General features: G+C 40.4%; 10 protein-coding genes. 3 read left to right on the top strand and 7 right to left on the bottom strand.

What is annotated here, in order from left to right:
- Nucleotides 1-385 precede the first annotated feature (385 nt).
- On the bottom strand, nucleotides 386-2,266 hold the full coding sequence (locus ACULLH_RS15155; RefSeq protein ID WP_454089592.1) for a fasciclin domain-containing protein: 1,881 nt from the start codon (nucleotides 2,264-2,266) through the stop codon (nucleotides 386-388).
- Nucleotides 2,267-2,701: 435 nt separating this feature from the next.
- Here ACULLH_RS15155 and mnmA point away from each other — a divergent pair, with 435 nt between their 5' ends.
- From mnmA to ACULLH_RS15140, 3 genes are read left to right on the top strand one after another with little or no spacing between them, the layout of a single operon-like run.
- Complete coding sequence (mnmA, locus tag ACULLH_RS15150) at nucleotides 2,702-3,892, top strand: tRNA 2-thiouridine(34) synthase MnmA (protein WP_454089640.1); 1,191 nt, start codon at nucleotides 2,702-2,704, stop codon at nucleotides 3,890-3,892.
- 1 nt (nucleotide 3,893) lies between these two features.
- Nucleotides 3,894-4,838, top strand: a complete 945-nt coding sequence (locus ACULLH_RS15145; RefSeq protein WP_454089591.1) for an NAD(P)H-dependent flavin oxidoreductase — start codon at nucleotides 3,894-3,896, stop codon at nucleotides 4,836-4,838.
- 40 nt (nucleotides 4,839-4,878) lie between these two features.
- On the top strand, nucleotides 4,879-5,343 hold the full coding sequence (locus ACULLH_RS15140) for a hypothetical protein (protein WP_454089590.1): 465 nt from the start codon (nucleotides 4,879-4,881) through the stop codon (nucleotides 5,341-5,343).
- Here ACULLH_RS15140 and ACULLH_RS15135 read toward each other — a convergent pair.
- The 6 genes from ACULLH_RS15135 to ACULLH_RS15110 are packed head-to-tail and all read right to left on the bottom strand — an operon-like array spanning nucleotide 5,340 to nucleotide 11,504.
- Nucleotides 5,340-6,674 (bottom strand): DUF58 domain-containing protein, encoded by a 1,335-nt coding sequence (locus ACULLH_RS15135; RefSeq protein WP_454089589.1) that lies wholly within the window; start codon nucleotides 6,672-6,674, stop codon nucleotides 5,340-5,342. The genes ACULLH_RS15140 and ACULLH_RS15135 overlap by 4 nt on opposite strands.
- A 9-nt stretch (nucleotides 6,675-6,683) precedes the next feature.
- Entirely contained in the window at nucleotides 6,684-7,682 is a 999-nt protein-coding gene (locus ACULLH_RS15130) for an AAA family ATPase (RefSeq protein WP_454089588.1), read from the bottom strand.
- 3 nt (nucleotides 7,683-7,685) lie between these two features.
- Nucleotides 7,686-8,897 carry a DUF4350 domain-containing protein gene (locus ACULLH_RS15125; RefSeq protein WP_454089587.1) on the bottom strand — a complete coding sequence of 404 codons (1,212 nt, stop codon included), beginning with the start codon at nucleotides 8,895-8,897 and terminating at the stop codon, nucleotides 7,686-7,688.
- 3 nt (nucleotides 8,898-8,900) lie between these two features.
- On the bottom strand, nucleotides 8,901-9,578 hold the full coding sequence (locus ACULLH_RS15120; protein ID WP_454089586.1) for a hypothetical protein: 678 nt from the start codon (nucleotides 9,576-9,578) through the stop codon (nucleotides 8,901-8,903).
- A gap of 38 nt (nucleotides 9,579-9,616) precedes the next feature.
- The gene (locus ACULLH_RS15115; protein WP_454089585.1) at nucleotides 9,617-10,555 is read right to left on the bottom strand and encodes a hypothetical protein; all 939 of its coding nucleotides are present in this window, start codon (nucleotides 10,553-10,555) and stop codon (nucleotides 9,617-9,619) included.
- Nucleotides 10,530-11,504 carry a stage II sporulation protein M gene (locus ACULLH_RS15110; protein ID WP_454089584.1) on the bottom strand — a complete coding sequence of 325 codons (975 nt, stop codon included), beginning with the start codon at nucleotides 11,502-11,504 and terminating at the stop codon, nucleotides 10,530-10,532. The genes ACULLH_RS15115 and ACULLH_RS15110 overlap by 26 nt, the downstream gene beginning before the upstream one ends.
- Nucleotides 11,505-11,509: the final 5 nt, after the last annotated feature.

Genomic DNA, 11,509 nt, shown 5'->3' with positions numbered 1-11,509 from the left:
AAAACTCCCCCATGAAACTGGGGGAGCTTTCACCATTGATAGGTATAGTTTGGAAAGATTTGGGACTTCAAAGATGTCACATAATACTTCCCCAAAAAATTAATAGTTGTCAAAGGGCCCTTTTTTGTATGGTAAAGAGACCTCTTTTGATGTGTCATCGATAAACGGTAAACCCCTATAGATAAAGGAACTCCCTTAATTTGAATCAAGGGAGTTATTTTGTAATATTTGACTTACAAAAACAAAGACCTATTTCTTTGCGTGCCACTACATCAGAATCGTCATTTCCATCGGCTTTAAGCAATACGACAACCAAAGTGCTCAAAGGTTATAATTAATTGTTGATGTAAAACGGGGGCATGATGAAGCCCCCGCTTAAAAGAGTTTAATTTGTGGTATCAGGAACCAGCACTGCGTCAAGTACATGGATGACACCATTTATGGCTTGAACATCCACTGCATCGATTCCGATTCCCATATTTCCTGCACCGTCGGTAACATCAGCTATGTTTTCATTGGTTCCAGGCAAGGTGATCGTAAACGTGTCCCCTTCCAAAGTTGCCGGGGTTACGGTATCACCATTTGGAGTAAGGTCTCCGGATCTAATGTTTGCACCTGCGATTACGTGGTGCTGTAATATTGGAATAAGATCTGCTTCTGCTGGAATTGAAGCTAGAGCATCAAATGCAGCATTGGTGGGAGCAAATACCGTGAATGGATCAGCTCCGTTTCCGTCTTGAGCGGATAGTACAGATACAAAATCAGTACTAGGAGTAAGTTCCGTAAGTGCTTGAACCAAAGTTGAGAAGTTTGGATCAGCAGTTGCAAACGTAACCACCGTTGGCAAATCGATTACGGCATCTACAGCATGAATTACCCCATTGGTCGCCACAATATCGGCGATGGCAACGTTACTTGAACCATTAAGTTTCACTCCATCGTCAGTGTTAATGTAGAGGCTCAAATTTTCGTTAGTATCAAATTCTGCAACTGTATTTACATAGGAATTGGTCAAACCAGAGGAGAATGCTGCTGCACCCGCGATAACATGATTTGAAAGAATTGCATTCAAATCATTTGAATTTGGATTGGTAAATGCATCGAACGCTGTATTGACCGGTGCGAATACGGTAAAATCTTGTCCTTCATCCGATAAAAGATCCGTGAAAGTAGTGTTGCCACCATCTGTAAGTGCAGCTACCAGAGAAGTAAGATTAGGATTGGCCACAGCATGATCCACAATATTTGGAAGATCAATAACAGCATCCACCACGTGTACAACACCGTTCAATGCTTTAACATCTGGTGTATCCACTGAGGATACTCCATTGAAAGTTACACCATCTGAAGTGTCAAAGAAGATACTCATGTTTTGATCGCCAGCACCGGTAGCCAAGGTGTTGCTATACCCGGAGCCCAAACCATCTAAGTCGGCTTTGAACAATGCACCACTAATTACGTGGTTTAACAAGACATTGGTAAGAACTTCAACCGGAATGTCACCAAGCTCGGCGCCATCAAGAAAAGTTGCGAAGGCTTCATCGGTTGGGGCCAACACCGTAAATGGACCTTCTCCTCGAAGTACAGTGGGCAAATCTCCGTTGGCGGCTGTAAGCGCTGCTACCAAACTTTGAAGATTTTCATTTCCAATTGCCAAATCCGTAATAGGTACCAGAATAATGTCTGCCAGCGCATCAATAATTACCTGAGGCAACAATACCTTATTTATAATGTGTACAACACCATTGGTAGTTTCAACATTGGCAGCTGTCACTTCAGCGTTAACATCGGTGGCGTCTGCTATAAAAACCCCACCATTGAGGGATACACTTACGGTAGTTCCTTCTAGCGTAGTTAGCGTTTGGCCATCTGATAAATCTGTTGAAAGGGCACCAACACCTGGAATGACATGATAGGTTAAAATGGTGGCTAAAAGATTCTGAAGCTCTTGGGTATTAAAGTCATCCAAAGAATCAAATCCATCCAGCTGGGCCAGCAAATCAGCAAAGGCAGCGTTGGTAGGTGCGAAGACCGTGAAAGGCCCCTCTCCGCTTAAAGCACTAATCAAATCGTTATCGGCGCTTTCATCGGCTTTTTGTAAGGCACTTACCAAGCTGCTTAAATCTGCAGTGGCTAGAGCGGTTTCTACAATGTTGTCTCCGGCAGGAGGAGTAACAACCATTCCTTCATCATCATTGGAACATGATGTCAATATCATTAGTAGGCATAAAAAAGAAATCTGGGACAATTTAACTAGTGCTTTCATGAGATTGTTTTTGATAAATAATTTTGTTTAACGTTGAAAAGATATAGATAAACAAAATAAGTTGCTTTTGTTTAAGATATTTTAATAAAACTTTAACAAAAAGATATATAATCAAAACAAATTTGAAAGAAATACCCTATCTAATAACAAGTTATCAGTGATTTTATAAGTAAAATTTAAAATGAAAATTATTTCAGTGGATAAAAGCTAATTTAATCAACTATGTTTAATATTCAGGTGATAGTATGAAACATAATCAGTATTAGGATGTAAAAGGAATAATCGAATTTCATCCTTACGGAAGAAGATGATTTACGTCTTGACAAAGGACTGCTTTGGAAAACCATATTGCTTCCAAAATTGGTTTTCACAAGTCAATACAAAATAGACGAGTATACGCGCTGTTTTGTATTTTTGCAGCATTGAATACAAATGATGAAAAAAGTTGTTATTGGACTTTCTGGAGGTGTTGATTCAAGCGTAGCAGCAAATCTGTTAAAAAAGCAGGGCTATGAGGTCATTGGCCTATTCATGAAGAATTGGCATGATGATTCCGTAATTATTTCCGAAGAATGTCCTTGGGTCGAGGATAGCAATGATGCGCTTATCGTTGCGGAGAAGTTGGGCATTCCGTTTCAAACCGTTGACCTGAGTGCTGAATATAAGGAACGTATCGTTGATTATATGTTCAACGAATATGAGCGTGGCAGAACGCCCAACCCTGATGTGCTTTGCAATCGGGAAATAAAATTTGATGTCTTCCTCAAAATTGCCCTTCAGCTAGGCGCCGATTATGTGGCCACAGGACATTATTGTAGAAAAGGAACACTTGTCAATGAAGATGGTTCTGAAACCTATCAATTGTTAGCAGGAAAGGACCCTAATAAGGACCAATCTTATTTTTTATGTCAACTTTCCCAAGAGCAGTTGTCCAAAACCTTGTTTCCAATTGGGGAACTGCTTAAACCGGAAGTAAGGCAGATTGCCGCTGATAATGATTTGATCACAGCGGATAAAAAAGATTCTCAGGGGCTATGTTTTATCGGTAAAGTTCATTTGCCAGAATTTCTACAACAAAAATTAAAGCCAAAAAAAGGGGTGATTGTTGAAGTACCCAGTGATGCTGATCAGTTTGCTGTTACGGCTCCTGAATTCGAAACCAAAGCTTCCGAGTTGGCATTCCTTGCGGAAAAGCCGGAGTATTCACTAGAAGATGGAAAAGTGGTCGGGGAACACCAAGGAGCCCACTACTTTACCATAGGACAGCGAAAGGGACTGAATGTAGGTGGAACCAAGGAGCCTTTGTTTGTGATAGATACCGATGTTGAAAAGAACATTATCTACACCGGACAAGGGAAATCACACCCGGGTCTCTTGCGACATACTTTGTTTGTAAAGGAAGACGAATTGCATTGGGTTCGGCCCGATTTGTCATTGCGACTGGATGAAACCCTGGAGGTCATGGCCAGGATTCGATATAGACAGCCGCTTCAAACAGCCACATTGTACAAAACTGATTCAGGATTGTATGTTGATTTTAAGGAAATGCAATCCGCCATTACCGAAGGTCAGTTTGTTGCTTGGTACCTAGAGGACGAACTAATTGGCTCAGGAGTAATTTCGTAATATGGGCCAGAACAGGATCACGCAACTTTTTGGTGTAAAATATCCCATTGTTCAGGGAGGAATGATTTGGACCAGTGGATGGCGACTTGCTTCTGCCGTTTCCAATGCTGGTGGACTTGGTTTATTGGGAGCTGGGAGCATGTACCCAGATGTTCTTCAAGAGCATATAACAAAGTGCAAAAAAGCCACAGATAAACCTTTTGGTGTCAACATTCCAATGCTCTATCCGAATATTGAAGAGTTGATGGATATCATCGTTCGCAATAAGGTAAAGATTGTGTTTACCTCTGCTGGAAATCCAAAAACATGGACCAGCTTTTTAAAGGAACACGGAATTACGGTTGTGCATGTCGTGAGCAGTGTCAAGTTTGCCCTTAAAGCTCAGGATGCGGGAGTGGATGCGATAGTTGCAGAAGGTTTTGAGGCAGGTGGGCATAATGGAAGGGATGAGACCACTACCATGGTATTGATTCCTTCGGTAAAGGAAAGGGTTCAAATTCCGTTGATTGCTGCAGGAGGAATCTCTACCGGAAGAGCTATGTTGGCTGCTATGGTATTAGGTGCTGATGGTGTTCAGGTGGGAAGTAGATTCGCAGCAAGTGTTGAAGGTTCGTCACATGATTTATTCAAAGAACAGATTGTTTTGGCGAAAGAAGGGGACACACATTTGACTTTAAAGGAGTTAGCCCCAGTTCGATTGATCAAGAACAGATTTTATCAAGATATACAGCAAGCCTACGCTAATGGTGCATCAGTAGAAGATTTAAAAACGCTTCTAGGAAGAGCCAGAGCAAAGAGAGGAATGTTCGAGGGTGATTTGGAGGAAGGTGAACTGGAAATTGGACAGGTCTCGGGATTAATTCATGATATAAAACCTGCCGCACAAATTATTAATGATATGATGGAAGAATTTGGTCGGATAAAAAGCACAGTTAATCGACTGTGATTCAGCTTGCAACTGAATTTTTCTACATTTAAGCGAGAGCATGAGAACACTACTACCAACCCTCCTTGTATTTATGATTGGGTCGCAGCTATTTGGTCAAATAGAACGCGACAAAGCACTTCATTATTTGGGAGGTAATCTTTTTGGCTTGGCCGGGGCCGGAGTCGCAAAGCAGATTTCAGATGGAAACCGGGCATGGACTTTTGTAGGTGCAGTCGTAGGAAGTGCTTTGATAGGTGTTGGAAAAGAAGCGGTGGATTCTGGTCAGGAAGGAAACCAATGGGATAACGATGATCTAGCTGCTACTATACTTGGAGGTGTTACCGTTGGAGTTACCATAGAAATTTTCTCTAAAAAAAGGAACAAAAAGAAGCCCATGGGGAGTCTTACCACCCAACGTTTAAATTGGAATGACTTTAAAACTACAACCGAGGCAAAAAAGGAACTGGCGCTTAGCACAGAACTGCCTTATCTAATCCCTTCGGGGTTTTCCACAACATTTTAAAGCAGACCTCTGGCTTTGATTTCTAGATATTTATTGATGGTGTTGATGGTCAAACTTTCTGGTTTGGTCAAAATAGTTTGAATGCCATATTTACGAAGTTCGTTGACTATGAGCTTTTTCTCGTAAATAAATTTCTCTGCAATGGTTTGCTCAAAGATTTGATGAACGGTTTCAGCATTTTTGGCCGCAAACTCGTTCAGCTCGGTATTCTCAAAAAATATGACAACCAATAAATGCTGCTTTGCAATAGCTTGTAGGTAGGGAAGTTGACGATGGAGTGCATCCAGAGTTTCAAAGTTGGTATAAAGTAAAAGAAGACTTCTTTGGTTAAGGTTTCTCTTTACATCAATATACAATCTGCTATAGTCACTTTCAATGAAATTGGTTTCAAGATTGTAAAGTGTCTCTAAGATGAGGTTCATTTGAGAACTTCTGCGTTCGGCCACCACGCGGTTTTCAATTTTATCACTGAACGAGAACATTCCGGCCTTGTCGTGCTTTTTTATGGCAATGTTACTGATGACCAAAGTCGCATTAATGGCATAGTCCAAGAGACTTAGCTCATTAAATGGCATTTTCATTACCCTTCCTTTATCAATAACGGAGTAAACAGGTTGGGATTTTTCATCTTGGTATTGATTGACCATCAGTTGGTTTTTCTTGGCAGTAGCTTTCCAATTGATGTTTCGGATGTCGTCCCCTTGAACATATTCTTTGATTTGTTCAAATTCCATCGTATGGCCAATCCTACGGATTTTTTTGAGCCCATATTGATGAAGCCTATTGGTGAAGGCTATCAGATCGTATTTCTGAAGTTGTAGAAAAGAGGGATAGACGGGCACTTCCTGAGCTTGGTCAAAACTGTACTTTCTCGCAAGAAAACCAATGGGCGAAACGGCAAATACATTTAGACTGCCAAAAGAATACACCCCTCGTTCTGTAGGTCTTAGCTGATAATCATATTTTTTTGTGCCTCCACTTGGTATTTTGCTATCGAGACCAAAGTCGCGTTTCTGGAACTGAAAGGGTATTTCATCAATGATTTTGACATTGGTTTGAAACAAATAACTGTTGGTGATTTCCAATTGAATCGGATTCTCGTCCCCATTGGAAAGTTTATCCGGAAGGATCCTATTTCCCATCAAACTCCCTTTGGAAGCAAACAGCAGTAAAAAATCAGCAATAAAAAAGAGCACAAAGACATAAAACACGACCTTAACCGCTCCGTAAAGGTTGCTAAAAACAAACGATAGCAGGAAAGTGGTAATTATTGCAACAAGGGCAATAAAAAATCGCTTTTGAAAATGGGTCTGTCTAAATAATCTCTTCAAGTGCTTATTTTATCTTGGTATTTCTATGCTTTCAACAATCTGTTTTACAACTTGCTCAGCCGTCAACCCTTCCATTTCCCTTTCCGGGGTCAAAATAATTCTGTGACCCAAAATAGGTCCGGCAACCTTTTTAATATCATCAGGCGTGATGAAATCCCGGCCGCTAATAGCCGCCAACGCCTTTGAAGCATCCATGATGGCAATGGAGGCCCGTGGTGAAGCACCCAAATAAAGGTTGGCGTTGGTACGGGTATTGTCCACTATGGCAGCGATATATTTTAGCAGATTTTGCTCAACGATGATCTCCTTGATGGTCTTTTGGTACTCCGCTATTTGTTTGGCAGATAAGATGGCATCGATCAAATCTTCGGCTTCCGTATTTTTTTGCTCATGCTTACTTTCCAAGATCTGGATTTCCTCCTCCAAGCTCGGGTATTGCACATTGATTTTAAAAAGAAAACGGTCAAGCTGCGCTTCTGGCAATCGATACGTACCTTCTTGTTCTACCGGATTTTGTGTGGCAAAAACCAAAAAAGGCGGTTCCATTTCATATTCTGTGCCGTCCATGGTAATCTGGCGTTCGGCCATGGCTTCGAACAACGCGGCTTGTGTTTTTGCAGGCGCCCGATTAATTTCATCAATAAGAATGATATTGGAAAACAAGGGTCCTTTCTTAAATTCAAATTCTGAAGTTTTCACATTGAAGATGGATGTTCCCAAAATATCACTTGGCATAAGGTCTGGGGTAAACTGAATACGGCTAAAATCGACATTCATGGTTTTGGCCAACAGTTTTGCGGTCACTGTTTTGGCAACACCGGGAACTCCTTCAATCAGCGAATGCCCATTGGCCAGAATTGAAATTATCAATAGTTCGACCATATCTTGCTGACCTATGATGACCTTTGCCAATTCGGATTTGATTTGGGAAACGGCGTCCTGCAATTTGGTAAGATCTACCCTTTGGTTAAACTCCATTGCATCTTCTTGTGGTTCTTTTTCTTCCATGTGTTACTGCTTAAATGCTGTTATTTTTTTGTTGAGCTCAATACTTTCATGCTCGGTATGTGAATTCTTGTTTTTTAAATGAATGATATATTCTATCAGTTCCTTGGTTTCTTTTAACCCTTTACCTGCCTTTGTTGCCAAAAGTTGAATGGTCTTTTCATTGAGTTGACTGGTATCGAGATGATATCGATTTCGTACGTACTCCAAGAAATAGTTCAGTTTTTTATGGATTAAATCCGTGAAGTCCTTATTCTGATGGTACAAAGAGCCAACTGCCTGGGCAAATTCGACCGAGGAATTTTTTAGAGGTTCTATGACGGGAATAATCCGCTGCTCACGTTTGGCCTTGAATAGCACAAAAAGCAAAAGTCCCGACATGGTCAAATAATACACCCATTTTAAGGCTTTTTGATTCAAAACAAAGCGCATGGGAGAATCAATGATAATACGCCCAGCTTTTTTGTAATTATCCCAGTAAAGCACATCCCTGTTCTCCAGATAAGAAAAGGTATTCGCTACATAATCCTGGTTTCCCTTGAGCATATAAAAATTTGAATAGGTCACAGGGGTGGTGTTCAGGATAAAATAGCCCTCCCCAAACTTGGTCTTGATAAAATTGGGCTTGGTGACCTTTTGTTCGGGTTGGTCATCCATGAAACTGTCCCTGGTGTACGTAATGCGACCTAAAATTGTGGTGTTGGTGGAATCAACACTTGTAAAATGGGTGTTGAAGTTTCCTCGGGATAACTCAAATTTCTCTTGTCCCATCTTCTTGTGGGTCAAGTTTAGTATGCTGCTTCCTTCTTTGACCCCATAATCCGATGCAACGGCGATGTTCAGGGTGTCCGACAAATGCCAGCCAAAGCTTGTTGCAGCAATAAAAACTGTATTCCCGTCATCCACATAATCCAGAATTTGATTGGTTTCCTGTTCATCCAAATCGATATGGTCATTGATAAAAATGTAGTTTGAGTTCGCTGATTCATCCGTATTCACCAAAGCGTTGTAGACGCTTTCTTCAACCGTTTTTATCTCGCTATTGTTGAACATGCCCGATAATTCGCTGTAAAGCACGTAACAACCAAAGGGGATTTTATCCACCATGGTGTACGAAGGCCTCCAATTGATGGGTTTAGGCCGTATAATCTCGGTAACAATGATTCCAAGGACCACAAGGGAGAAAATCACTATAACTACTTTAGACCGTCTGTCCATGGATTATTGGATTAAACTATTTAAGGTTGCAAAACGAGAACTTGTTTTTGTATACCCTTGCTCATCGATGAATTGTTCACCATACCAAATGTATTCGTAGAGGTATGAGGCTTTCCGGAATTCGGTTTGCAGTTTGGTTTCACGGATTTCCTTTTGATAATCCGAATTGGTTTTCTCAAAATGCCATTCGATAATCTCTTTTTGGGACAAAAGCTTCAGAACTTTTAGAAACTGATATCGCACAGCAAGCCTATAATCCTTGTTTTGGAGCGCCGTATGCATGAGGGCATCCAAATCGACCGCTTCAATATGTTGTTCGGAAAGATCGATGTCTATTAAGGGTTTAGCTTTTTTGGTAAAGATGGCATTGAACTTTTCGTTGACAAATATTCGTATCAAAATAAAAATCACCAGAAGTCCCATCAAACCATAGATGATATACTCCAAAATCAATAGCGTAGCGGGTGAGATATCAATACCAAAAGCGTTGCCCAGTATTTCCATTAACCATCTGAGGAATCGAGCCAATAGATTTTGTGATTCTCCTGTCTTTACATCATAATTGAATTCGTCCCCAGTATATTTTTGGCTTAAATCCTCATCCAAACTGCGTTCATGGAGAATGGATTCGTCGTCAACGGGCACTACTATAGAATCATTTTGACCAAACAGTATGGTCATGCTTAAAAGGAAAAATATAGTAATGCTCTTTTTTACCACTAGTTGGATTGTCCTATTTGATCAATTTTACTTCGTGTGTTGACGTTGTAGGTTTGCTCGTGGAGGGTATAGAAAAGAATTCCATTTACAAACTGTGAAAGACATTGGGCATATACCATTAAAATGAGTAGCAAGCAACCACCCAAAGTATATACAATGGTGGATACCACAGAACCTCCCATTGTAGCTCCATTCTGTACGTCGTGAAAGACATAAAACCCAATGATTACCCCTGGAATGATAAGAATGATACAAAACAGCAATCCATTGAGTAGGCCAAGGATGAAATTTACCCCAACTGATTTCCAAAAGCTTTTGCTGACAAGGTTCCAACCTTCCCCAAAGGCGTCGGTAACCCCTTTGTTCTCGCTCATCATGCTGAAAAAGGAAACCCCAATCCAAGCAGTCATAAAAAATTGGATAATATATTGCGCGAACATGCCCAACAATGGAATAAAGGCACAAATAATTGCCACAATCATAAAGACCAAATAAATAGGAACCAAAAGCAGGATAAAAAGTAAAGTATTCCCAAATTTGCTTTTTGTGAGTTCCCACACCTCCTTCTTATCAAATTCCATCCCCTTGCGTTCATCGTATTTTACCAAGTAAGAAGAACTAAGGCTAAAATTAAGTCCAGCAACCAGAAGAAAGATAATAACAAACAAGATACTTCCTGCAACAATGTAGATCCAATAGGTGTCCTCATTGGAGGATACTGAACTGGGGCCCAAGAAATTGTTTTCCTCAATAATAAGTCCAATAAATCCTGAGACCAATAAATAACTGGTGATGAGCAGCCCCACCAGAAAGACCCCATTATAGCTCAAAAAAACGTTAGTGAACTTCTTTATGTTCTGTTTTAAAAAATCAAAATAGACAGTTAGAATATCGCCAAAATCGCGATTTATCCTAAGCTCGATGTATTTGTCGTTCATATGATTGGTTTACTTTGATTGGGTATATGATGTAGTAAAAAACTATCAATAACAAGGATGCTCCGATGATGGTAAACGCCAACCAGTTGGGCATATTGGAATAGCGGGTGATAAAACCTTCAATGAATCCTGCGACAATAAAGAAAGGAATGGTGCTCACCACTACTTTAAGACCATCTTTGGCACCTTTCATAAATGAGATCCGCCTTGAAAAGGTTTTTGGAAACAAAATACTGTTGCCCATTATAAGCCCGGCACAACCCGCTACAATAATGACCCATATTTCTATGGTACCATGCAACCAAATCTGTTTGTTGGCTTCAAAAAATACACCTTTGGTGTAAAAAAATGTGATGAAAGCTCCCAACATTACCCCATTGCTAAATAAAATATAGGCGGTGCCAATGCTTGTGATAACGCCAAATGCAAAGGCCAAAAACGCTACCCGGATGTTATTGATCGTAATTCCCAAAAAGGTGCCTATTTCACTTCCACTTTTATAAATGGCCGTCGGATCCCCGTTTGCTATGTTGTTCAAGGTTTCATTGACATAGGCATCCCCCAAGATCAATCGTACAAAGGAGGAATCGTTCAGTGCCGAAATACTGCCGATGGCCGAAGCCACCAAAAAAATTAGGAATGCAATTCCCAATGTGCTGTGATATTGTTTAAAGAACAACGGAAATTCATGCACCCAGAAATTAATGATCCGGTTTCCAGATTCTTTTTTGTTCTTATAAATTTTTTGGTGCGCTTGTGAAGCCAAGGAATTTAGATACAATAAAGTCTTACTTTGATCGTAATACGTTTGTGCGTAGGCAAGATCATTGGTAAGTTGAATGTAACCATCTACCAATACATCTGGATCAGTATTGTAACTAAAGGAAAGTGCCTTTTCAAAAGCAATCCATTTTTCCTTATTTTGTTTCACAAAGGCGGCCTCGCGCATAAATA

This window comes from Flagellimonas sp. 2504JD4-2, from assembly GCF_053642935.1.
This window is presented reverse-complemented; position numbering and strand designations above follow the sequence as displayed.